This is a genomic window from Modestobacter sp. VKM Ac-2977 (assembly GCF_026968045.1).
In the GTDB taxonomy this organism is placed as follows: Bacteria; Actinomycetota; Actinomycetes; order Mycobacteriales; family Geodermatophilaceae; genus Modestobacter.
The window spans coordinates 434,378-456,053 of the sequence record NZ_JAPVBQ010000002.1 but is presented as its reverse complement, the minus strand read 5'-3'; the positions used below and the strand labels follow the sequence as shown (position 1 = coordinate 456,053).

Sequence of the window (21,676 nt, the reverse complement as noted above, 5' to 3'; positions counted from 1 at the left end):
GCGTGGCGGTCCAGCACCCCGTCCCACCGGCCTTCCTGCGGGCGCACACCCGGCTGGACCGCCCCTCGCTCGTCCCCGAGGTACAGCTGCACGTCGCCGACGACGTCGTCGCCCTCTGGGAGGCGATGGAGACCGAGGGCGGCGGCGCCGGCGAGGACCCGCCGTTCTGGGCCGCCGCCTGGCCCGGCGGGCAGGCGCTGGCCCGGCACGTGCTCGACCACCCCGAGCTCGTCGCCGGCCGCCGGGTGCTCGACCTGGGGGCCGGCAGCGGCCTGGTCGCCGTCGCCGCGGTGCTCGCCGGGGCGAGCGGGGTGCTGGCCAGCGACGTCGACCCGTACTCGCACGCAGCGGTGGGGCTGAACGCCGAGGTGAACGGGGTCACCGGGATCGAGGTGGTCGGCGACGTGCTGGACGAGGAGCTGCCGGCCATCGACGTCGTCCTGGCCGGCGACGTCTGCTACGACCGCGAGATGACCGCCCGGGTGCTGCCCTTCCTCGGTGCGGCCTGGCTGGGCGGGGCCACCGTGCTGCTGGGCGACCCCGGGCGCGCGTACGTCCCGAAGGAGGGCCTGCTCGCGCAGGCGGAGTACGACGTCCCCGACGCCGCCGGGGGCGCGGTGCGCCGGACGACGGTGTGGCGGCTCCCCTGAACCTGCGCCGTCCCACCGGCCCCAGCTGTCACTCTGCTCCCATCGCGCCCCACCGCAGGGTGCGAGTCGTGGCACATGGCGACGAAAGACGGCCCCGGGCATTGTCACGGCCGGGTCACGGCCTCTACCTTGGCCAGGTCCGGTCGGACGTCTCGTCCCCACCCGGGGAGCCCGCACCGGATGCCGCCGAGTCGCTGCACGCAGCGAACCGGGGACCCACCGCACCACTGGGGTGAATCCCGCCCGGGCAGCCGCTCGGCCGGGTAGGGCCGCTTCCCGCCCGAACCCGTCAGCTGACTCGGTAGGCGGCCGCGGAAGACCCACGGAGCCTCTCTCTTCATGTCCCGTCGCACCACCGCGTCCTCGTCGGACGAGCAGCTGCCCACCACCGAGGTGCTCCCACTGCACTCGGCCGGTGTCGGTGACGCCCCGCCCGCCCGGCAGACCCGTCGTCGCCAGCCCCCGGGTGGGCTGCGCCGGCCGACGCTGTACCTGAGCGTCGCCGCCGCCGGCGCGATCCTGGTGAACGTCCTCGTCGGCGGTGAGCCGGATGCCCGGGCCGAGGCAGCCGTCGAGCCCGCCGCCGTCGCCGCCCAGCTCGACCTGAGCTCGCAGCAGACCGCGACCGCCCTCGTCGACGGGCGACTGACCGACCGGCTCGGCCAGCTGGCCGCCAACCGCAGCCAGCGCGAGGCCGAGCAGGTCGCCGCCGCTCAGGCGCAGGCCGCCGCCGACCAGGCCGTGCTGGACGCCCAGGCCGCCGAGGCTGCGCGCCTCGCCGCCGAGGCACAGGCCGCGGAGGAGGCCCGGATCGCCGCCGAGGCCCAGGCCGCTGCGGAGGCCGAGGCCGCGGAGGAGGCGGCCGCCGCCCAGCGGGCCGCCGCCCGCGCGCCCGCGCCGGCCGCCTCCGGTCCCGCCCGGGCGCCGTCAGCCCCGGCGGCCCCCGCAGCCCCGGCCGCCTCGTCCGGCTCGGGCTCCTTCCAGGACTACGCCCTGGGCAAGCTCGGCGGTGACCAGACGGAGTTCTCCTGCCTGGAGAGCCTGTGGGGCAAGGAGAGCGGCTGGAACCCGAACGCGCAGAACCCGACCAGCACCGCCTACGGCATCCCGCAGTTCCTGGACTCCACCTGGAAGAGCACCGGGATCGCCAAGACCTCTGACGGGTACCGGCAGATCGACGCGGGGCTGATCTACATCAACAACCGCTACGGCTCGCCGTGCGGCGCGTGGTCGCACTCGAAGGCCACCGGCTGGTACTGAGCCACCGGTGGTGCGCAGCGAGGCCCGGGTCCGGCTGGACCCGGGCCTCGCTGCGTCCCGGCCCCCGCGCGGGTGGCCCTCCTGTGCGCCGGCGCGGGACCATCGGGGAGGATCGAGGGGTTGGACCACCGAGACGAGGAGCGCTGACCCGTGGGCAAGCACCGCGCACCCGAGGGCGCCGCGACGGACTTCGACGCCGCCACCAGCGCTCTGGCGGACGTCACCGGCGACTACACCGTCGACGTCACGCACACCCGGATCGGCGTCCGGGCCCGGCACGCCATGGTGACCACCGTGCGGGGTGCCTTCACCGACTTCTCCGGCACCGCCCACCTGGACACCGCGACGCCGGCAGCCAGCAGCGTCCAGCTGCGGATCGCGACCGCGAGCATCGACACCGGCACCCCGGACCGGGACGCGCACCTGCGCTCGGCCGACTTCCTCGACGTCGAGCAGCACCCCGAGATGGTGTTCGTCTCCACGTCGGTCGAGCAGGTCGACCGGGACGTCTACCGGGTCACCGGCGACCTCACGATCAAGGCGGTCACCCAGCCGGTCTCGATCGACTTCACGCTCACCGGCTCGGCGCTGGACCCGTTCGGCAACATGCGGGTGGGCTTCGAGGGTGCGCTGGCGATCAAGCGCAGCGAGTGGGACCTGACCTGGAACGCGGTCCTCGACACCGGCGGCGTGCTGGTCAGCGACCGGATCCAGGTGGAGTTCGACGTCTCGGCGATCAAGGACGCCTGACCGGCGCACTGTGTCCCAGGCCACCCTCGGCCGCTAGGGTGGCACTCAGTGCCACGTGGGCCACCGGTGGACCGGCCGGTTCCGCGACGGCAACCCCGGCGACGACGGCGTCGCCCGGGACGAGTGAGCAGCAGGGGGTCCGCAGGTGGCGAACGCGTGGTTCGAGTCGGTGGCGGAGGCGCAGCGGCGCGCGAAGCGGCGGTTGCCGAAGGGCGTCTACGGGGCGCTGGTGGCCGGCTCCGAGCGCGGGCTGACCGCGGAGGACAACCTCGCCGCCTTCGCCGAGCTCGGGTTCGCCCCGCACACCGCCGGGTTGAGCAACGAGCGGCAGCTGGGCACCACGATCATGGGCCAGCAGGTGTCCATGCCGATCATGATCAGCCCGACCGGCGTGCAGGCGGTCGACCCCGAGGGCGAGGTCGCCGTGGCCCGCGCCGCCGCCTCCCGGGGCGTGGCGATGGGGTTGTCCTCCTTCGCCAGCAAGCCGATCGAGGAGGTCGTGGCGGCCAACCCGCAGACCTTCTTCCAGATGTACTGGGTCGGCACCCGCGAGGAGATGCTCGGCCGGATGCAGCGGGCCAAGGACGCCGGCGCGGTCGGCATGATCGCCACGCTGGACTGGTCGTTCGCCTACGGCCGGGACTGGGGCAGCCCGTTCATCCCTGAGAAGATCGACTTCGAGGCGGCCCGCAGGTACGCCCCGCAGGTGCTGGCCAGGCCGCGGTGGCTGCTCGACTTCGCCCGTACCCGGAAGCTCCCGGACCTCACGGTGCCGAACATGGTGGCGACCCCCGGTGACCCGGCGCCCACCTTCTTCGGGGCCTACGGGCAGTGGAGCGCCTCGCCCATGCCCTCCTGGGACGACGTCGCCTGGCTGCGTTCGCAGTGGGACGGGCCGTTCATGCTCAAGGGCGTCATGCGCGTGGACGACGCGAAGCGGGCCGTGGACGCCGGGGTCACCGCGATCTCGGTGTCCAACCACGGCGGCAACAACCTCGACGGCACCCCGGCGGCGATCCGCGCGCTGCCCGCGGTGGTCGGGGCGGTGGGCGAGCAGGTCGAGGTGCTGATGGACGGCGGCATCCGGCGTGGCAGCGACGTCGCCAAGGCCCTCGCCCTGGGCGCCCGGGCCGTGATGATCGGCCGCGCCTACCTGTGGGGCCTGGCCGCCAACGGCGAGGCCGGGGTGGGCAACGTGCTGGACCTGCTGCGCGACGGGCTCGGCTCGGCCCTGGTCGGCCTGGGCCACCGCTCGATCGACGAGCTCGGCCCGGCCGACCTCGTCGTCCCGCCGCACTTCGAGCGACACCTCGGCGAGGACGGCGCCGACGCCCCGGAGGCGCAGCGGTCCTCCGGCAAGGGCACCACCGCCTGAGGGTCCGGGCGGCCGGCGCGATGACTTCCGCCGGCCGCCGCGGTCCCCCCTGCTGAGCGCACCGTCCCCGGACGCCGGGTGCGCCGTCCCTCGGACGCAGGAGGCCGGCATGACCCAGCTGTCCCGGTTCGTCACCGTCTGGTCGCGGCTGCAGGCCGAGGTGGAGAGCGGCCGGCTGCCCGGTTACGCCGCTGCCGTCCGGTACCGCGGCGACGTCGAGGTGCACACCGGCGGCTCCCTCGAGCTGGGGGGAACCACCCGGGTGTGTCCGGACTCGCTGTTCCGACTGGCGTCGCTGTCCAAGCCGTTCGCCGGGGTGCTGACGATGTCGCTGGTCGAGGACGGGCTGCTGGACCTCGACGACCCGGTCGGGGGGTGGCTGCCCGAGCTGGCCGAACCGCGGGTGCTGGTCGACCGGGCCGGCGCCCTCGCGGACACGGTGCCCGCTGACCGCCCGATCACCGTCCGCCACCTGCTCACCAGCACGCCGGGGTTCGGTGGGCTGTGGGACGGCTCGCCGCTGGACCAGGCGGTGTACCGAGCCGGCCTCGGACCGGGTCCGCTGCCGCCGGAGCTGCCGCCGGAGGAGTACCTGGCCCGGCTGGGCGAGCTGCCACTGGCCGCGCAACCCGGGGCCAGCTGGCTGTACCACCTCAGCACCGAGGTGCTCTCGGTGCTGCTGAGCCGGGTCGCCGACTGCCCGCTGCACGGCCTGCTGCGCGCCCGGGTCACCGGTCCGCTGGGCCTGGCCGACACCGGCTTCTGGGCGACCGACCCCGCGCGGCTCGGCCCGGCCTACCTGCCGGCCGGTGGCGGGTTCGAGCTCCTCGACCCCGCCGACGGGCGGTCGTCCGTGCCGCCGGCCTTCGAGGGGCTGGCGGCCGGGCTGGTCTCCAGCGCACCGGACGTGCTGGCCTTCTTCGGCGCGCTGGCCGACGGGGGCGGGCCGCTGCTGAGCCCGGGATCGGTGGCCGCCATGACCACTGGAGCGCTGACCACGGCGCAACGGGTCGAGGCCGCCGACTTCCTCGGCGCCGGCCGCTCCTGGGGCCTGCAGGTCGGCGTGCAGGTCGAGCCGGGGGAGCCGTGGGCGCAACCGGGCCGGTTCGGCTGGGACGGCGGGACGGGCACCACCGGCTGGGCCGACCCGGCCGCAGACCTCGTCGCGGTGCTGCTCACCAACCGGGGCATGGCCGGGCCGGAGGACGGCATGGACGGGTTCTGGCGGGCGCTGTACCGCTGCCTCTGACCCACCCCTGCGGCAGCTCGCCCGGCGGCTCAGCGGGGCCGGTCACCGCCCAGCGCCAGCACCGTGCGCAGCGCGGTGACCAACGCCAGCGGCTGGTCCAGCATCGGGTGGTGGCCGCTGTCGGGCAGGTCGACCACGGGCATCCCGGCCCGGGTCAGCCCGACCATCTCGGTGGCCATCTCCGGGCTGACCAGCCCGTGCTCGCAGCGCAGGAAGGTCAGCGGGACGGCGACGCCGGGCAGCAGGTCGCGCAGCCGCAGCCGGGTGCCGAAGAAGTCCGGGTCGAACTTCCACGTCCAGCCGCCCTCGACGGCCTGCAGCGAGCCGGCGGCCACGTGCTCGCGGACGAAGGGGAGCAGGACGTCCTGCGGCGGCAGGGTCCGGAAGCGGGCCCGCGCCTCGTCCGGGTCCGGGTACACCCGGTGTGGCCGGCGGCGCTCCCGCAGCCGACGCTCGTCCGGCGGTCGGTCGTTGAGCGGGGAGTCCACGACGACGACCGAGCCGATGTCGCCCGGGTGCTCGACGCCGACGGTCACCGCCACCCAGCCGCCCATGCTGTGGCCCACGACCACAGGCCGGTCGAGTCCCGCGTCGGCGGCGACGGCCACCACCTCCCGCGCCCACAGCAGCGGGTCGTAGTCCTCGCGCCGGTCGCTGTCGCCGTGGCCGGTCAGGTCGAGGGCCACCACCCGGCGGCCGGTGAGCAGGGGCGCGACGTGGTCCCACCAACCGGAGTGGGCCGCGCCGCCGTGCACCAGCACCACCCCCGGCGCCCCGGCCGGCCCCCAGGCCCGGTAGTGCACCCGCGCGCCCGAGACGACGACGTCCCGGTGCTCCGGCTGCTGGGCGAGGGCCTGGGTGAACCACGTCGGCGGGGTCATCCCCGGATCCTGCCCGACGGCCGCAGCTCGACGAGAACGGGCTGGGAGCTCCCTCCAGGACGCGGAGGCAGCTCCCAGCCCGATGTCGAGCCGCGGTGGGGATCAGCGGCCCTTCAGCAGCTCTTCGAACGAGGTGGTCGGGTCGGCGAACGGGTCGGCCGGCCGGGTGGCCACCGGGCGGCCGCTCACCAGCCCGGCGAGCTCACCGGCCGCCCGCTCGACCCGGCCGGCCAGCGACCGGTCGACGCCGCCGCCGGCCCAGTCCTCCGCGGCGGCGAAGACGCCGGTGGGCACGACGACCGCCCGCAGGTAGGCGAACAGCGGGCGCATCGCGTGCTCCACGACCAGCGAGTGGCGCGGGGTCCCGGCGGTGGCGCCGAGCAGCACGGGCTTGCCGGTCAGCGCGTCCTTGTCCAGGACGTCGAAGAACGTCTTGAACAGGCCGCTGTAGGAGGCGGAGAACACCGGGGTGACCGCGATCAGCGCGTCGGCGCCGACGACCGTGTCGATCGCCGTCTGCAGCGACCCGTTGCCGAAGCCGCTGGTCAGGTTGTCGGCCAGGTCGCGGGCGTGCCCGCGGAGCTCCACCACCTCGACGGTGGCGTCCTCCCCGCGGGCGCGCAGCGCCTCGACCGTGGCGGCGGTGAGCCGGTCGGCCAGCAGCCGGGTCGAGCTGGGGTCGCTCAGCCCGGCGCTGACCACGGCGAGGGTGCGGGTGGTCATGCCTGCGCCGCCGTCTCCACGGTCCGGCCGGTCACGTCGTCGGCGGCGTGCACGGTGCTGTCGTGCCCGCCGCCGGCGGCGGCGACCAGGCCGGCGTGGGTGGGCGCGTCCGGCACGTGTGCCGGCTTGAGCGCGGCGAACTCGCGGCGGAGCACCGGCACGACCTCCTCGCCCAGGATGTCCAGCTGCTCGAGCACCGTCTTCAGCGGCAGCCCGGCGTGGTCGATGAGGAACAGCTGCCGCTGGTAGTCACCGACGTAGTCGCGGAAGCCGAGCGTCCGCTCGATCACCTGCTCCGGGGAGCCGACGGTCAGCGGGGTCTGGGAGGTGAACTCCTCCAGCGACGGGCCGCCGCCGTACACGGGTGCCTTGTCGAAGTACGGGCGGAACTCGCGGACGGCGTCCTGGCTGTTCTTCCGCATGAACACCTGGCCACCCAGGCCGACGATCGCCTGGTCGGCGCTGCCGTGGCCGTAGTGCTCGAACCGGCGGCGGTAGAACTCGACCATCCGCTCGGTGTGCTCCGGCGGCCAGAAGATGTGGTTGTGGAAGAAGCCGTCGCCGTAGTAGGCGGCCTGCTCGGCGATCTGCGGGCTGCGGATCGAGCCGTGCCAGACGAACGGCGGGACGCCGTCCAGCGGGCGCGGGGTGGACGTGAAGCCCTGCAGCGGGGTGCGGAACTGACCCTCCCAGTCCACCACGTCCTCCCGCCACAGCCGGCGCAGCAGCTGGTAGTTCTCCACGGCCAGCGGGATGCCGTCCCGGATGTCCTTGCCGAACCAGGGGTAGACGGGGCCGGTGTTGCCCCGGCCCATCATCAGGTCGACCCGGCCGTCGGCGACGTGCTGCAGGGTGGCGAAGTCCTCGGCGATCTTCACCGGGTCGGTGGTGGTGATCAGCGTCGTGGACGTCGACAGGACCAGCTTCTCGGTCTTGGCCGCGATGTAGCCCAGCGTGGTGGTGGGGGAGGAGACCACGAACGGCGGGTTGTGGTGCTGGCCCTGGGCGAAGACGTCGAGCCCGACCTCCTCGGCCTTGAGCGCGATCGTGATCAGCGACTTGACCCGCTCGGCCTCGGTGGGGGCCCGGCCGGTGGTCGGGTCGGGGGTGACGTCGCCGACGGTGAAGATCCCGAACTGCATCTCGTGCTCCCTCTCGTCTGAGCCGCACTGGTTGAGAGCGCAACTACTGCTGTGGAGAACCGTACGGCACCCGGGTGCATTCCCGGCCCCGGACGCGACAGCGCCCCCCGGCCGGGTGGGCCGGGGGGCGCTGTCGAGCGGATGCTGGTTACTGGAGGGCGTCGACCGTCTGGTGCTCGGCGACCGAGCCGGCCAGCCGGGCCAGGGCCCAGTCGCCGTCGCCGAGCAGGTGGTCGATCGCGGTGAGCCGGCTGGTGTAGTGGCCCACCTTGTACTCGGCGGTGACGCCGATCCCGCCGTGCAGCTGGATCGCCTCCTTGCCGATGTGCCGCGACGCCCGGCTGGCCTGCAGCCGGGCGCGGTCGGCCGCGGCGACCACGTCGCCGTCGGCATCGACGACCAGGGTCGCCCACATGACGGTGCTGCGGGCCAGCTCCAGGGAGACGTACATGTCCGCCGCCCGGAAGGTCAGCGCCTGGAACTTGTTCAGCGGCACCCCGAACTGCTTGCGGGCCTTGAGGTACTCCGCCGTCGTGGTCAGCGCCGTCTCCATCGCCCCGAGCGCCTCGTGCCCGTAGGCGACCCGGGCGCGGGCCTGCGCCTTCTCGATGGCGGCGCTCTGGTCGCCGGTGCCCTCGCCCAGCGGCTGGGCCGGGGTACCGGCGAACGCGACCTTCGCCGAGCGGGTGCCGTCGTGGTTGCGGTACCCGGTGCGGGTGAGCCCCTCGGCGTCGCCCGGCACCAGGAACAGCCGGGTCGCGCCGTCCACGAGCGCGCTGACCACCAGCAGGTCGGCGCGGGCGCCATTCGGCACCGGCTCCTTGACCCCGGTCAGCCGCCAGGAGCCGCCGTCCTCGGTCGCGGTGACCGACTGGGCCGAGGCCTGCCAGCGGGAGCCGACCTCGGTGTGCGCGAACGCCGGGAGCAACGTGCCCTCGGCCAGTGCCCCGAGCACCTCGGCGCGCTGCGCGTCGGTGCCCAGGTCGGCCACCAGCCCACCGGCGAGGACGACGGCCTCCACGAACGGCTCGGGCGCCAGCACCCGGCCGATCTCCTCGGCCACGATGGACACCTCCACCGGACCGGCGCCCATGCCCCCGTCGGCCTCCGCGAACGGCAGCCCCAGCAGGCCCATCTCGGCCAGCTGGCCCCAGGTCTTCTCGTCGAAGCCGGGGTCGGTGCCGACCACCCGCCGGCGCTGCTCACTGTCCCCGTAGGCCCGGGACAGCAGTGCGCTCACTGCCTCCCGGAGACCGTTCTGCTCGTCGTCGTAGCTGAACTCCACGGTGACCTCACAACCCCAGGATCGAGCCGGCGATGATGGTGCGCTGCACTTCGTTCGAGCCCCCGTAGATGGAGACCTTGCGGTAGTTCAGGTACGACGGCGTCGCCACCTGCGCCCACTCCGGCACGTCGGACTCGTCGTCGGCGAACGAGGCCACCGACAGCGGGCCGGCGATGTCCACCAGCAGTTCGGTGGCGGCCTGCTGCAGCTCCGAGCCACGCAGCTTCAGCACCGAGGACGCCGGGTGCGGGCGACCGCCGGCGGAGTTGGCCACCACCCGCAGGGCGGTGAGCTCCAGCGCCAGCAGCTCGTTCTCCAGCTCGGCGATCCGGGCGGTCATGTACGGGTCCTCCGACAGCGGGGCCCCGTTGACCGTGATGCCGCGGGCGTGCTCCTTGGCCTCGATCAGCATCCGCTTGGTCGACCCGATGCGGGCGATGCCGACCCGCTCGTTCCCGAGCAGGAACTTGGCGTAGTCCCAACCGTGGTTCTCCTCGCCCACCAGGTTCTCCGCCGGCACCCGGACGTCTTCGAAGAAGACCTCGTTGACCTCGAAGCCGCCGTCGAGCAGCTCGATCGGCCGCAGCGTCACCCCGGGGGTGTCCATCGGGAACAGCAGCAGCGAGATGCCGCGCTGCCGCTTCTCGGCGGTGGGATCGGTACGGACCAGGCAGAAGATCCAGTCGGCGTGCTGACCGAGCGTGGTCCAGGTCTTCTGGCCGTTGACCACCCAGTCGTCGCCGTCGCGCACCGCAGTGGTGCGCAGCGACGCCAGGTCCGAACCGGCGTCGGGCTCGGAGAAGCCCTGGCACCACCAGATGTCGAGGTTGGCGGTGGCGGGGAGGAAGCGCTCCTTCTGCTCCTGCGAGCCGAAGGTGGCGATGACCGGGCCGATCATGCTGGTGTTGAAGGCGAGCGGCTCGGGGACGCCGGCCAGCTGCATCTCCTCGCGCCAGATGTGGCGCTGCAGCGGTGTCCAGTCCCGGCCGCCCCACTCCACCGGCCAGTGCGGCACGGCGAGTCCGGCGGCGTTGAGCGCGCGCTGGGCCTCGATGAACTGCTCCTTGGTCAGCTCCCGGTGGGCAGCGACCGCGTCCCGGATCGACTGCGGCACCGAGGTGGTGAAGAAGGTGCGCATCTCGTCCCGGAAGGCCCGGTCCTCCGGCGACAGGTGCAAGCGCATGGGACCTCATTCCTGACGGCAACCCTGCCGTCTCGACGTGGGGTGTCGAAGATCCCACATCCGCTACCGGGCAGTAACCGGGGGTCGGTCCGACGCCCGGGGTCACCCGCTGTGGTCGCGGTCGCCCCGCCCCGCCCCGAAGGAGGGAAGTCCGTCCGATCGGCTGGAGTGCCGCCTCCGGCGGGACGACGCTGTGGGCAGGGCGCACCGGTGCGCGGGGTGGACGGCGGGGGGAGGGGACGGCATGTCAGCACGGACACGGGCGGTCGGCGAGCACCAGGCGTCCCCCGAGATCGTGGCGGCGGTCTTCCACGGCGTGAGCGTCAGCGACGCCGTCGCGGTGCTCGTGGTCGAGCAGGTGGGCGGCGTGCTGCGGGTCGGCTGGAGCAACGAGCGGGTCGCGACCCTGCTCGGCTACGGCCCGGCGGACCTGCACGCGGTGGCCGTCGAGCAGCTGCTCCCCTCGCTCGGCGGCGGGGAGCTCAAGCTGCTCCTCCGCCGGGAGCGCACCGTGCACATGACCCTGCCGGTCCGGTGCGCCAACGGCGCCCTGCTGGACTGCGTGGTCTCTGCCGTGCCGGTCCCGCCACCGGCCGGACGGCGCTGGACCCTCCGGGTGACCTCCACGGCCAACGAGACCGAACGGGCGCTGCGGGCGACCGCCGACGCCTCCGAGCGGCGCTTCGCCACCCTCACCGAGCGCTCACCGGTGCCCACGCTGCTGTCCGAGCAGGGCATGCGGCTGGCGCACGTGAACGACGCGTTCTGCGCCCTGGTGGGCACGCAGGCCGAACAGCTGCTCGGCACCGGCTGGCTGGACGCCGTGCACCCCGACGACCTCGAGACGGTGGTCGAACAGGCCATCGCGGTGCTCGAGGGCGGCGACCGCGAGGCGCAGGCGCGGCTGGTCCGGCAGGACGGCACCGAGCGCAGCACGGTCATCCGCTTCGCGCACGTGTTCACCCCGGGGGCGGGCGCCGGCTTCATCGGCACCATCGAGGACATCACCGACCGGCTGGCCTTCGAGGCGCGGCTGGCCCACCAGGCCAACCACGACCCGCTGACCGGGCTGCCCAACCGCACGCTGCTGGCCGAGCACGTGGCCGAGCGCTTCAGACCCGGCGCCGGTGGCCTGGCCTGCATCTTCCTGGACCTGGACAACTTCAAGGTGGTCAACGACTCGCTCGGGCACACCGTGGGCGACGCGCTGCTGGTCGAGGTGGCCCAGCGCCTGCGGTCGACGGTGCGACCGGGCGACCTGGTCGCCCGCTTCGGTGGCGACGAGTTCGTCGTCGTCTGCCAGCAGGTCTCCGAGGACGGCGCCGTGGCGCTCGCCGAGCGGATCGGGGAGGCGCTGCACCTGCCCCTCACCCTCTCCGGGGTCGAGCTGCACCCCCGGGCCAGCGTCGGGGTCACCGTGCAGACCGCCGAGCACGCCGCCGCCGAGGAGCTGATCCGCGACTGCGACATCGCGATGTACCAGGCCAAGGCCGCCGGCAAGGGCCGGATCACCGTGCTGGACTCCGAGGCCCGGGCCCAGGCCCGGGACAAGCTGCGGCTGGTGGCCGACCTGCGCGAGGCGATCGGCCGCCGGGAGCTGACCCTGATGTACCAGCCGATCTTCAGCACCGCCGATGGCAGCGCGGTGACCGTGGAGTCACTGGCCCGCTGGCAGCACCCCGAACGCGGGGCGATCCCGCCCAGCACGTTCGTCCCGCTGGCCGAGGAGAGCGGCCTGGTCTCGGCGCTGGGGTCCCTGGTGCTGGACGAGACCTGCCGGCAACTGACCGAGTGGGACCGCCGGCTGGGCAGCCGCGCCCCGCAGCGGGCCAACGTCAACGTCTCGGCCCTGCAGCTCGACGTCAACCTGCACGGCCACGTGCAGGCGGCGCTCCAACGCCACGGCCTGCAGGCCAGCCGGCTCTCCATCGAGATCACCGAGTCGGCCCTGATGAAGGACCCCGCCTCGGCCCGCGCCGTCCTGCTCCAGCTGCGCGAGCTGGGCGTGCAGGTCTCCATCGACGACTTCGGCACCGGCTACTCCTCGCTGGCCTACCTGCGGCACCTGCCGGTCGACTGCCTGAAGGTCGACCGGTCCTTCGTCGCCGAGCTGGCCGACGGGCACCCCGAGATCACCACCGCGGTCATCGCCCTGGCCCGCAGCCTGGGCCTGGACACGGTCGCCGAGGGCGTGGAGACCCGGGAGCAGGCCGACGAGCTCGCCCGGCTGGGCGCCACCTACCTGCAGGGCTTCAGCCTGGCCGCGCCACTGTCCGGCGAGGACGCCGCCGCCTGGTTCGCCGAGACCACGACCGCCACTCCCGGAGCAGTCCGGCACCCCGACCTGGAGCTGACGTGACCCCCTCCGCCGCACCGTCCCTGACCGTCGCCCCGGTCTTCGACCTGGAGCGGGTGCTCGGCAGCATCGACAGCATGGCCGCCCAGCGGCCGGTCGCCGCCCAGGTCGTCGCCGAGACGAACTCCGACCGGGCGAGCGCGAAGGAGCTGTCCCGCCTGCTCGGCGCCGACGTCGCGCTGGCCGGCCGGGTGATGAAACTGGCCAACTCGGCCTTCTACGGGATGCGCGGGCGGGTGACCTCACTGCAGTTCGCGGTCACCGTCGTCGGCTTCGGCACGGTGCGCACGATGGCCACGGTCGCCCTGACCGACCTGGACGACGAGTCGCTCCTGCCCGACGACTTCTGGGAGGTCAGCACCACCCTGGCGCTGGCCGCCTCGACCCTGGCGCCCCGGTTCGCCGAGCGCCCGCAGGACGCGCTCTGTCTCGGTCTGCTGGCGCAGATGGGCGTGGCGCTGCTGCACCACAACGACCCCGACGGCTACGCCGAGCTGTGGAGCACCCACCGGTCCGCGGTCAGCCGTCGGACGGCGGAGGTGCACCGGTACGGCATCTCGGCGCTGCGGCTGACCTCCGTGGCGCTGGAGCAGTGGGGCTTCCCGGCGGGCATGCTCCTGCCGCTCAAGCAGGTGGACGACGACGCCTCCTTCCAGGGTGCCCTGCTCCGGTCTGCCTTCGAGGTCACCGGGCGGCTCACCGACGGCGACCACGAGGACACCCCGATCGAGCGGGTCAGCTGCGGTCAGCTGCGGGAGCGGGACGTCGCCCCGGTGCTCGCACAGGTCCGCACCGACGCCGAGGAGCTGCGCGCCGCGCTGCTCGGTTGAGCAGCGCAGCGCGCTCAGGCCCCCTCCAGGGGCCCGCCGCGAGCGTGCGAGTGGTGGGGAGGAGGGGGTCCTTCGTCAGGTGGCGGGCTCGGGGTTGTCCGGCTGCGGGTCCGCGCCCACCGTGGGCAGGTAGCCCGGTGCCTCGCGGGCCGCGGCCTGGTCCTCGAAGTCCGCGACGACGTCCAGGATCCGGGCGTCGTCCCAGCGGGTCCCGAAGAACGAGACCCCGACCGGCAGCGAGTCCCGGGGACCGGCGAAGCCGGCCGGGACGGTGACGTTGGGGTAGCCGGCCACCGCAGCCGGGCCGGAGGTGCTGTAGACGAACGCGTCGGCCCGGCCGTCCAGGTACTCGTACTCGGTCAGCCAGGCCGGCGTGTTCGTCAGCCCGACGATCGCGGCCAGGTCGTCCTCCGGGCCGGCCCCCTGGGCGAGCGCTTCGTCGATCGAGGCGCGGGCCAGCTCCCGGATCCGGTCGCGGGTCTCCCGGATCGCCGGGTCGTCGGCGGGCACCGTGGCCGCCTGGGCCTGCTCCAGGAGCTCCTGGCCGAAGTACGCCAGCTCCACCGGGTCCTGTTCGTTGAACTCGATGATGCCCGCCAGGTCGGCCGGGTGGTCCCCGGGCGTGGCCGCCAGGTAGGCGTTCAGGTCGCGCTTGAACTCGGCCAGCAACGCCGGCAGCTCACCGGCGCCGATCTCCTCCTGGTAGGCCAGCTGCACCGGCACGGCGGTGGCGCCGGCGGCCTCCAGCTGCTTGACCGCCGCGGCGAACACCTCCTCGGTCCGGTCGTCGACCCGCGCGGACTCCTCGGCCGAGAGCGTCCACACCCCGATCCGCGCCCCCTCCAGGGCGTCGAGGTCGAGGTCGGCGAAGTCGGTGGCCAGGTCGGCGGGGATCTCCGCGGTCGCGGCGTCGGCGTCGTCGGAGCCGGCGAGCACCTCCAGCACCAGCGCCGCGTCGACGGCGTGCCGGGCCATCGGGCCGGCGGTGTCCTGCTCGGCGGAGATCGGCACGATGCCGGTGCGGCTGACCAGGCCGAGCGTCGGCTTGACGCCGACCACGCCGTTGGCCCCGGCCGGGCAGACGATCGAGCCGTCGGTCTCGGTGCCGATCGCCACCTGGGCCAGCGAGGCGGCCACGCCCACCGCGGAGCCGGAGGAGGAGCCGCAGGGGTTGCGGTCGAGCACGTAGGGGTTGGCGGTCTGGCCGCCGACGCCGCTCCAGCCGCTGGAGGAGGCGGAGCCGCGGAGGTTCGCCCACTCGGAGAGGTTGGCCTTCCCCAGCACGATCGCGCCGGCGTCCCGGAGCCGCTGGGTGATCACGGCGTCGTCCGGGCGGCTGCCCAGCATCGCCCGGGACCCCGCCGTGGTCGGCAGCTGCTCGGTGTCCACGTTGTCCTTCAGCAGCACCGGGATGCCCTCGAGCGGCCGCCGGTCCTGGCCCCGCTGCCGCATGCGGTCGCTGGCGGCCGCGTCGCGCAGGGCGTCGGGGTTGATGCTGAGCACGGCGCCGAGGTCGTCGTTGACGGCGGCGATCCGCGCCAGGTAGGCCGTGGTGAGCTGGACGGCGGTCAGGTCGCCGTCGTCCATCCGTTCCTGCAGCTCGGGGATGGTCAGCGCGTCCAGGTCCAGGCCGCGGATCGGCAGGGTCCCGGAGCCGGCCGCATCGGCCACACCGGGGCCGGTGCCGGGCTGGCCCGGGTCTGCCGGGGCGGCAGCGGTCGCGCTGGCCGGGACCAGCAGGGCGGCGGCGAGCGCGGCGGTCACCGCGGCCCTCCGGCGCAGGGGAAGGGCGGGAACGCGCATGGGCTCCTCCGAGTCCGCCGTGACTGGGTAGGTGCACGCTAGGCCGGTGACCGGGAGCCCGCTCGGTCAACGGACAGGTGGTCGTCCGCCACGCCGTCGGGCCACCCGGAACGGCGGCGGGAGGGCATGGTGGAGGGGTGTTCGACAGCGACTTCGGCCCGGACCTCATCGCCCTGCTCAGCCGGGACGTGCTCCGTGAGCGCGCCGGCGCGCTGATCGCGGAGGCCTGCGCCTGGTCGGTCGGCCTCTCCGACCACGACCACCACCTGCGCGTCCGCGGCCGCGTGACCGCCACCGGGCTGACCCTCGGCGCCCGGGCGGTGACCGGTCAGCCGCTCAGCGGGGAGGAGGACGGCCGCCTCGAGCTGGGCGACGCCCGGCCCGGCAGCTTCCAGGACGCACTGAACGCGGTCACCGCCGACGGCACGCTCTACGCCGAACACTTCGACCGGGAGGTCGTCGAGCCGTTCGTGCTCGCCACCTGCGTCGCCGCGGTCGAGCGCGCCCGGGCGACCCGCCCCGCCGACTGGGCCGAGCTGCTCGACGAGCTCGGGGAGGACGGCGGCGACCTGGTCGAGGTGGTCCGGGTGGGGGAGTGGGAGGCGCCGCTGCGGATCGACGCCGAGCACCTGGTGCTGGCGGCGCTGGGCGCGGTGCCGCTGGTGGAGGTGGAGGCGGAGGGCCTGCCGCTGTCCCTGGTGCGGGCGGCGGAGGCGGTCACCCGCGCGGCGGCGCCGGCCGAGGTCCCGGAGGTCGGGCCGGCGGCGGACGAACTGGCGGGTGCGCTGTTCCTCGCCGAGGCGGCGATCGGCACGGCGGGGCTCCCGCTGCCCGTCCCGGTGTCCGCCGCCGACCGGTTGCTGGACGTGCTGCTGGCCGAGGGCCTGCTGCCGGAGGAGCTCCCCGCGCTGTTGCCGCACCTCCCGGTGGAGCCGGGCACGGCCGCGGAGGTGCGGGCGACGATCGCCGCCCTCGGTCAAGGGGCCTGACTCAGCCGGCGGTGGCCGGCGGCGGCAGCCGGACGACGTCGGCGGTCACCCCGTGCTCGTGCAGCCGCTCGGGCGCCGGGCTGTCGTAGACGACCAGCAGCTGCGGGCCGGCCGGGTCGTCGTCCAGCAGGCCGATGCCCTCGGCGTGGTCCACCCCGACGCCGAAGGGCAGGTCGAGCTCGCGGGTGAGCAGGTCGTCCCGCACCACCTGCGGGGTGTCCGCGGTCACCGCACCGTGCCAGCGGAACACGTGCACCGGCCCGTCCAGGTCCATCGTCGGGCCGGCGAGCACGAGCAGGTCCGCGCCGTGCGGGCAGAGGTCGCGGACCCCGAGCCCGGCGAGGTCGAGCACGTGCTTGCGGTAGCGGCGCCCGTCCTCGAACGGCTCGAGCACCAGTCGGCCGGCGTCGTCCGGGTCGACGGTCGGGCGGAGCTCGAGCACCATCGCCCAGCCGCGCAGCACGGGCCCGCGCAGGCCCAGGTACACCCGCTCCCCGGCCACCGCGATGCCCTCGACGTCCAGGCCGTTGTCCTTGCCGGGGATGGCCAGGAAGGGAGCCAGGTGCTCGTCGTCGGCGAGCAGGTCGCGCAGGTCCGGGCCGGACGCGCCGAAGACGGCGGCCCGCTGGGTCCCGCCCGCCACGGTCGCCTCCCGCACCGGCGTGGGCAGGCCGTCGACGTCGGTGACCGGGATCCGCACCAGGACCTGCCGGTTGGCCTGCCCGGTGACCCGGGCGAGCCGGCGGAGCGCCTTGTCCCCGTCGTGCTTGGCCTTGATCCGCTTGCGCCGCAGGCTGTGCGACCCGACGGCCCAGAGGAAGTCGCCGGCCCGGGCGATCCCCTCGATGTCGGCCTCCTCGTCGCCGTCCTCGCCCGGGAGGTCGACCAGGTCGGCGAGCCGGCAGCTGGTCTGGTCGGCGTAGCTCCCCGGTGCGTGCGGGTCGTCGGCGACCAGCCGTTCGATCGTCGCCGTCTCGTCACCGGCCACCCAGAGGACCGGGCCGTCACTGCGGACGGCGGAGAGGTTGGTGTGGGTGCCCGCGTCCCGGGCCCCGGTGGTGAAGGACAGTCGGACGGTGCGCTCGATGGTCACGATGGCCACCCTGGCACGCCCGGGACGGCGCGCACACGGGGCTTCTCAACACCGCTCCGCGGGGTGACCATGGAGGGGCACGCATCCTCCTGGAGGGACCCAGCCATGAGCGACGCAGCCATGGACAGCTCCGCCGGCCGTGCCCGTCGGCCGCACCCCGACCCGCTCACCATGACCCCGGCGGAGAAGGTGATCGCCGAGTGGGAGGCCCGCCACGACGTCGCGGCCCGGGGCTCCCGGCCCAGCTTCGGGACGGTGCAGCACTACCTCTCCGAGACCCGGTCGCGGGAGCGCTGTGACGAGGCGGCGCGGCCCCGCGCGGCCGAGCGGCGCAGCAAGCGCTGAACCGGCCGGGAACCCCGGGACGGCGGGCGCCGTTGCCCGGCCATGGACCTGGTCTGCCCGAAGTGTCAGGGGACGATGCGCACCTACGAGCGCAACGGCGTCCACGTCGACCAGTGCACCGACTGCCGCGGGATCTTCCTGGACCGCGGTGAGCTGGAGCGCCTGGTCGACGCGGAGAACGCCTGGCACGCCCGCCCCGCCCCGGACGCCGAGCCGCCCCGTCCGGCGTCGTCGCACCAGCCGTTCTCCCACCCGCAGGGCCAGTCGGCGGGGTCGCTGGGCGCCGTCGTCAGCGAGGTGCTGGGTCAGGTGCGCAGCAACAGCTCCGGGTACGGCTCCTCGCACGGGTCCTACGGCAAGCCGCGGAAGAAGAAGTCGTTGATCAGCGAGCTGTTCGGCTGACGCCTCCGCGGTTCAGCGGGCTGCGGCGGTCCGGCGGGCCCGCAGCTCCCGGTGGTGCGGGCCGGGCCGGCCTGGATCGGTGCCGAACTGGTCGAGCGCCACGGCCGCTGACCGGTTCGCCGTCCCGCCGGTGGGCATGGACCCCCGGACACCGGGACGGACGAGGGAGTGCAGCTGATGGCGCAGCAGGGCAGCGTGCTGGTGACCGGGGCGGGCGGGGTGATCGGCGCGCACGCGGCTGCCGAGTACGCCCGTCAGCCGGACTGGCGGGTGCGCGGACTCAGCCGCCGAGCGCCGCGTGACACCGGCTGGGAGCACCTCGCCGTGGACCTGCGCGACGCCGACGCCGCGCGGGCCGGGCTGGCCGAGGCCCCCGACGTCACCCACCTGGTGTTCGGCGCGTACGCCGAGCGGCCCACCGCGCGCGAGCTCTCCGAGGTCAACGTCGGCATGCTGCGGCACACGCTGGACGGGCTCGCCGCGGCCGGGGCGCCCCTGGAGCACGTGACCCTCTACCAGGGCGGCAAGGCCTACGGCGCGCACATGGGCTTCTTCAACACCCCGGCCAAGGAGACCGACCCGCGGATCGTCCAGCCGAACTTCTACTACGACCAGGAGGACCTGCTCCGCGAGGTCGCGGCGGAGCGGGGCTTCCGGCTGACCGTCCTCCGGCCGGAGGGCGTCATCGGCTACGCCGTCGGCAACCCGATGAACCTGCTGATGGTCATCGCGGTGTACGCCGCGATCAGCAGGGAGCTGGGCCAGCCGCTGCGCTTCCCCGGGAGCCTGGCCGCCTACGACGCGCTCTACCAGGTGACCGACGCCGAGCTGCTGGCCCGCGCCACGGTCTGGGCCGGCCGCGAGCAGGTGGCCGACGGTGAGGTCTACAACGTCACCAACGGCGACCAGGTGCGCTGGCGGCACCTGTTCCCGGCGTTCGCCCGGGCCTTCGGCATGGACTCCGCCGAGCCGCAGCCGGTGCCGTTGGCCGAGGCGATGGCCGACCGGCGCGACGTGTGGGAGCGGCTGGCGGCCCGGCACGACCTGGTCCCGACCCCCTATGAGGACCTGGTCGGCTGGGAGTTCGGCGAGTTCATCTTCTCCTCCGGCTTCGACAACGTCAGCTCCACGATCAAGCTGCGCCAGGCCGGGTTCGCCGACTGCCTGGACACCGAGCACCGCTTCGGTGAGCTGTTCGCCCAGCTGGCGGCGCGGAAGGTGATCCCACCCCTGCGCTGAGCCGCGCCGAGATCGGGCTGGTGGTGGTGTCCTCGCCGCGGAGACCACCACCAGCCCGATCTCGATGCGCGATCCGGACGTGTTCCCCGAGCGACACGGGTAGGGGAGCCGCATGCCTGACTACGACGTGAACGAGGCCGGGGTGGCCCACGCCCGGGAGCTCATCGACGCCGGGGAGTACGACGACCAGACCGAGTGGTCCGACGCCGCACCGTCGACCGACGAGGAGAACGAGGAGCGGGACGACGAGGGCCAGGAGGGCTACGCGCAGTGGCACCTGGCCGTCGACCCGGACAAGGGCGAGGGCACCAAGGGCCGCTACCGGTTCCCCTACGGCGACTTCGCCAAGGTCAACCGGGCGGCGCTGATCCACGCCAAGCAACGGGCCAGCCAGAACGACCACCCGGAGATCGAGAAGGCCGCCGACGACCTGCTGCAGCGCCTGGACGCCCAGCGTTCCTGAGCCGGCGGCCCGGGATCAGCCGGGCAGCATGCTGCCGGTCTCCAGGTAGCGGGTGTGCCAGCTGAGCGCCTCGGCCAGCAGGTGCGGGGTGTGCCGGCCGTACGCGCTGCGCTCGGCCCGCGCGTAGTAGTCGGCCAGCAGTGGCCGGTACTCCGGAGCAGCGCAGTTGTCGATGACCAGCTGCGCCCGCTTGCGCGGCGGCAGGCCCCGCAGGTCGGCGAGGCCGTGCTCGGTGACGATCACCGACACGTCGTGCTCGGTGTGGTCGACGTGGGACACCATCGGCACGATCGAGGAGATCGCGCCGCCCTTGGCCGTGGACGGGGTGAGGAAGAAGGAGACGTAGGCGTTGCGGGCGAAGTCGCCCGAGCCGCCGATCCCGTTCTGGATGCGGCTGCCCATCAGGTGGGTGGAGTTCACGTTGCCGTACAGGTCGGCCTCGATCATCCCGTTCATCGCCAGCACCCCCAGCCGGCGGACGATCTCCGGGTGGTTGCTGATCTCCTGCGGCCGCAGCACGATCCGGTCCCGGAACTCGGCCACGTGGGCGTTGAAGTCCGCGATCGCGGTGGGGCTCAGCGAGAACGCCGTCGCCGACGTGGAGGCGAGCGTGCCCGAGCGCAGCAGGTCGAGCATGCCGTCCTGGATGACCTCGGTGTAGGCGGTCAGCTGCTCGAACCGCGACTCCTGCAGGCCGGACAGGACGGCGTTGGCCACGTTCCCGACGCCGGACTGCAGCGGCAGCAGCTCGGCCGGCAGCCGGCCCAGCGTGACCTGGTGCTCGAGGTACTCGATCAGGTGCCCGGCGATGGCCCGGGCGGTGTCGTCGGGCTCGCTGAACGGGGTGTTCCGATCCGGGGCATGGGTCTCGACGACGGCGACGACCTTGTCCGGGTCGACCCGCAGGTGCGGCACCCCGATCCGGTCGCCGGGCCGGGTCAGCTGCACCGGCCGCCGGTTCGGCGGCAGAGCCGTCCCGTAGTAGACGTCGTGCATGCCGTCCAGTCCGCCCGGCTGCCAGCTGTTGACCTCCAGCACCACCCGCTCGGCGAGGTCCAGCCAGGTCTTGTTGTTCCCGACCGAGGAGGAGGGGATCAGCTGGCCGTCCTCGGTGATCCCACTGACCTCGACGACGGCGACGTCCAACGGGCCGAGGAAGCCCTCCCAGGCCAGCTGGGCGACGTGGGAGAGGTGGACGTCGACGTAGTCGATCTCGCCGGCGTTGATCTTCTGCCGCGCGATCGGGTCGGACTGGTAGGGCAGCCGCAGGCCGATGCCGTCGGCAGCGGCGAGCGCGCCGTCCAGCTCCGGTGCGGTGGAGGCCCCGGTCCACAGGTCGACCTGGAAGGGCTCTCCCGCGGCGTGCGCCGCGGTGATCCGCTGGGCCAGCAGCTCCGGCACGGCCTTGGGGTGCCCGGCGCCGGTGAACCCGCTCATGCCGAGCGTGTCCCCGGGCCGGATCAGCGCGGCGGCCTGCTCGGCCGGCACGACCTTGCGGGCCAGTGCTGCGTTGCGGATGCGACCGGTGTCCATCGTCCTCCGACCTCGATGTCGCGAGCCGCGCCGGCCCGCGGGCCCGACGCTACGGGCGTGACCATGGTCCTGCCCGGGGAGGCCGGAGGGCCCGGCTGCGGGCCCGGGCGCACCCGGACCCGCAG

Annotated in this window: 20 protein-coding genes and 1 riboswitch; of the genes, 12 read left to right on the top strand and 8 right to left on the bottom strand. The window is 74.1% G+C overall.

Annotation, left to right across the window (positions count from 1 at the left end; all coding sequences use genetic code 11):
- Nucleotides 1–2 precede the first annotated feature (2 nt).
- From O2V63_RS09795 to O2V63_RS09775, 5 genes are all read left to right on the top strand, one after another.
- Complete coding sequence (locus O2V63_RS09795; protein ID WP_269167350.1) at nucleotides 3–650, top strand: class I SAM-dependent methyltransferase; 648 nt, start codon at nucleotides 3–5, stop codon at nucleotides 648–650.
- A 174-nt stretch (nucleotides 651–824) separates the two neighbouring features.
- Nucleotides 825–973, top strand: a riboswitch (cyclic di-AMP (ydaO/yuaA leader).
- Nucleotides 974–989: 16 nt separating this feature from the next.
- Entirely contained in the window at nucleotides 990–1,910 is a 921-nt protein-coding gene (locus tag O2V63_RS09790) for a transglycosylase SLT domain-containing protein (RefSeq protein WP_269167349.1), read from the top strand.
- A gap of 150 nt (nucleotides 1,911–2,060) precedes the next feature.
- Entirely contained in the window at nucleotides 2,061–2,660 is a 600-nt protein-coding gene (locus O2V63_RS09785) for a YceI family protein (protein ID WP_269167348.1), read from the top strand.
- Nucleotides 2,661–2,805: 145 nt separating this feature from the next.
- On the top strand, nucleotides 2,806–4,035 hold the full coding sequence (mftD, locus tag O2V63_RS09780) for a pre-mycofactocin synthase MftD (RefSeq protein ID WP_269167347.1): 1,230 nt from the start codon (nucleotides 2,806–2,808) through the stop codon (nucleotides 4,033–4,035).
- Between the two features lie 109 nt (nucleotides 4,036–4,144).
- Entirely contained in the window at nucleotides 4,145–5,284 is a 1,140-nt protein-coding gene (locus tag O2V63_RS09775; RefSeq protein WP_269167346.1) for a serine hydrolase domain-containing protein, read from the top strand.
- A gap of 29 nt (nucleotides 5,285–5,313) precedes the next feature.
- Here the strand turns inward: O2V63_RS09775 and O2V63_RS09770 are convergent, their stop codons facing one another.
- The 5 genes from O2V63_RS09770 to O2V63_RS09750 form a co-directional block, all read right to left on the bottom strand.
- On the bottom strand, nucleotides 5,314–6,165 hold the full coding sequence (locus tag O2V63_RS09770) for an alpha/beta fold hydrolase (RefSeq protein WP_269167345.1): 852 nt from the start codon (nucleotides 6,163–6,165) through the stop codon (nucleotides 5,314–5,316).
- Nucleotides 6,166–6,267: 102 nt separating this feature from the next.
- Nucleotides 6,268–6,888, bottom strand: a complete 621-nt coding sequence (locus O2V63_RS09765) for an FMN reductase (protein ID WP_269167344.1) — start codon at nucleotides 6,886–6,888, stop codon at nucleotides 6,268–6,270.
- Nucleotides 6,885–8,030, bottom strand: a complete 1,146-nt coding sequence (locus O2V63_RS09760) for an LLM class flavin-dependent oxidoreductase (protein WP_269167343.1) — start codon at nucleotides 8,028–8,030, stop codon at nucleotides 6,885–6,887. The genes O2V63_RS09765 and O2V63_RS09760 overlap by 4 nt, the downstream gene beginning before the upstream one ends.
- Nucleotides 8,031–8,178: 148 nt before the next feature.
- The gene (locus tag O2V63_RS09755; protein WP_269167342.1) at nucleotides 8,179–9,315 is read right to left on the bottom strand and encodes an acyl-CoA dehydrogenase family protein; all 1,137 of its coding nucleotides are present in this window, start codon (nucleotides 9,313–9,315) and stop codon (nucleotides 8,179–8,181) included.
- Between the two features lie 7 nt (nucleotides 9,316–9,322).
- The gene (locus O2V63_RS09750; protein WP_269167341.1) at nucleotides 9,323–10,498 is read right to left on the bottom strand and encodes an acyl-CoA dehydrogenase family protein; all 1,176 of its coding nucleotides are present in this window, start codon (nucleotides 10,496–10,498) and stop codon (nucleotides 9,323–9,325) included.
- Nucleotides 10,499–10,742: 244 nt separating this feature from the next.
- On the opposite strand from O2V63_RS09750, the gene O2V63_RS09745 reads away from it, so the two are divergent.
- A complete protein-coding gene (locus O2V63_RS09745; protein WP_269167340.1) occupies nucleotides 10,743–12,857 on the top strand; it encodes a putative bifunctional diguanylate cyclase/phosphodiesterase in 2,115 nt (704 codons plus the stop codon).
- Nucleotides 12,854–13,684 carry an HDOD domain-containing protein gene (locus tag O2V63_RS09740; protein ID WP_269167339.1) on the top strand — a complete coding sequence of 277 codons (831 nt, stop codon included), beginning with the start codon at nucleotides 12,854–12,856 and terminating at the stop codon, nucleotides 13,682–13,684. The genes O2V63_RS09745 and O2V63_RS09740 overlap by 4 nt, the downstream gene beginning before the upstream one ends.
- A gap of 75 nt (nucleotides 13,685–13,759) precedes the next feature.
- Here the strand turns inward: O2V63_RS09740 and O2V63_RS09735 are convergent, their stop codons facing one another.
- On the bottom strand, nucleotides 13,760–15,487 hold the full coding sequence (locus O2V63_RS09735) for an amidase (protein WP_269167338.1): 1,728 nt from the start codon (nucleotides 15,485–15,487) through the stop codon (nucleotides 13,760–13,762).
- Nucleotides 15,488–15,624: 137 nt separating this feature from the next.
- Here O2V63_RS09735 and O2V63_RS09730 point away from each other — a divergent pair, with 137 nt between their 5' ends.
- Nucleotides 15,625–16,476, top strand: a complete 852-nt coding sequence (locus O2V63_RS09730) for a hypothetical protein (RefSeq protein WP_269167337.1) — start codon at nucleotides 15,625–15,627, stop codon at nucleotides 16,474–16,476.
- Nucleotide 16,477: 1 nt separating this feature from the next.
- Here O2V63_RS09730 and O2V63_RS09725 read toward each other — a convergent pair whose 3' ends face one another.
- Nucleotides 16,478–17,569, bottom strand: a complete 1,092-nt coding sequence (locus tag O2V63_RS09725; RefSeq protein WP_269167336.1) for a DUF3616 domain-containing protein — start codon at nucleotides 17,567–17,569, stop codon at nucleotides 16,478–16,480.
- 105 nt (nucleotides 17,570–17,674) lie between these two features.
- Between O2V63_RS09725 and O2V63_RS09720 the strand changes: the two genes are divergently transcribed.
- The 4 genes from O2V63_RS09720 (at nucleotide 17,675) to O2V63_RS09705 (ending at nucleotide 20,018) form a co-directional block, all read left to right on the top strand.
- On the top strand, nucleotides 17,675–17,914 hold the full coding sequence (locus tag O2V63_RS09720) for a hypothetical protein (protein ID WP_269167335.1): 240 nt from the start codon (nucleotides 17,675–17,677) through the stop codon (nucleotides 17,912–17,914).
- 75 nt (nucleotides 17,915–17,989) lie between these two features.
- Nucleotides 17,990–18,316, top strand: coding sequence for a TFIIB-type zinc ribbon-containing protein (locus O2V63_RS09715; RefSeq protein WP_442929013.1), 327 nt, complete (start codon nucleotides 17,990–17,992; stop codon nucleotides 18,314–18,316).
- Between the two features lie 177 nt (nucleotides 18,317–18,493).
- On the top strand, nucleotides 18,494–19,555 hold the full coding sequence (locus O2V63_RS09710) for an SDR family oxidoreductase (RefSeq protein ID WP_269167333.1): 1,062 nt from the start codon (nucleotides 18,494–18,496) through the stop codon (nucleotides 19,553–19,555).
- 112 nt (nucleotides 19,556–19,667) lie between these two features.
- The gene (locus O2V63_RS09705) at nucleotides 19,668–20,018 is read left to right on the top strand and encodes a hypothetical protein (protein WP_269167332.1); all 351 of its coding nucleotides are present in this window, start codon (nucleotides 19,668–19,670) and stop codon (nucleotides 20,016–20,018) included.
- Nucleotides 20,019–20,033: 15 nt separating this feature from the next.
- Here O2V63_RS09705 and O2V63_RS09700 read toward each other — a convergent pair whose 3' ends face one another.
- Nucleotides 20,034–21,551: an acetyl-CoA hydrolase/transferase family protein gene (locus O2V63_RS09700; protein WP_269167331.1), complete on the bottom strand. Its 1,518-nt coding sequence runs from the start codon at nucleotides 21,549–21,551 to the stop codon at nucleotides 20,034–20,036.
- Between the last annotated feature and the right edge of the window lie 125 nt (nucleotides 21,552–21,676).

Excerpts from the sequence above, each read along its gene's own strand:
- O2V63_RS09775 (WP_269167346.1), top strand. The coding sequence starts at position 4,145 with ATGACCCAGCTGTCCCGGTTCGTCACCGTCTGGTCGCGGCTGCAGGCC.
- O2V63_RS09700 (WP_269167331.1), bottom strand. The coding sequence starts at position 21,551 with ATGGACACCGGTCGCATCCGCAACGCAGCACTGGCCCGCAAGGTCGTG.
- O2V63_RS09770 (WP_269167345.1), bottom strand. The coding sequence starts at position 6,165 with ATGACCCCGCCGACGTGGTTCACCCAGGCCCTCGCCCAGCAGCCGGAG.
- O2V63_RS09750 (WP_269167341.1), bottom strand. The coding sequence starts at position 10,498 with ATGCGCTTGCACCTGTCGCCGGAGGACCGGGCCTTCCGGGACGAGATG.
- O2V63_RS09705 (WP_269167332.1), top strand. The coding sequence starts at position 19,668 with ATGCCTGACTACGACGTGAACGAGGCCGGGGTGGCCCACGCCCGGGAG.
- O2V63_RS09715 (WP_442929013.1), top strand. The coding sequence starts at position 17,990 with ATGCGCACCTACGAGCGCAACGGCGTCCACGTCGACCAGTGCACCGAC.
- O2V63_RS09735 (WP_269167338.1), bottom strand. The coding sequence starts at position 15,487 with ATGCGCGTTCCCGCCCTTCCCCTGCGCCGGAGGGCCGCGGTGACCGCC.
- O2V63_RS09720 (WP_269167335.1), top strand. The coding sequence starts at position 17,675 with ATGAGCGACGCAGCCATGGACAGCTCCGCCGGCCGTGCCCGTCGGCCG.
- O2V63_RS09760 (WP_269167343.1), bottom strand. The coding sequence starts at position 8,030 with ATGCAGTTCGGGATCTTCACCGTCGGCGACGTCACCCCCGACCCGACC.
- O2V63_RS09765 (WP_269167344.1), bottom strand. The coding sequence starts at position 6,888 with ATGACCACCCGCACCCTCGCCGTGGTCAGCGCCGGGCTGAGCGACCCC.
- O2V63_RS09710 (WP_269167333.1), top strand. The coding sequence starts at position 18,494 with ATGGCGCAGCAGGGCAGCGTGCTGGTGACCGGGGCGGGCGGGGTGATC.
- O2V63_RS09790 (WP_269167349.1), top strand. The coding sequence starts at position 990 with ATGTCCCGTCGCACCACCGCGTCCTCGTCGGACGAGCAGCTGCCCACC.
- O2V63_RS09745 (WP_269167340.1), top strand. The coding sequence starts at position 10,743 with ATGTCAGCACGGACACGGGCGGTCGGCGAGCACCAGGCGTCCCCCGAG.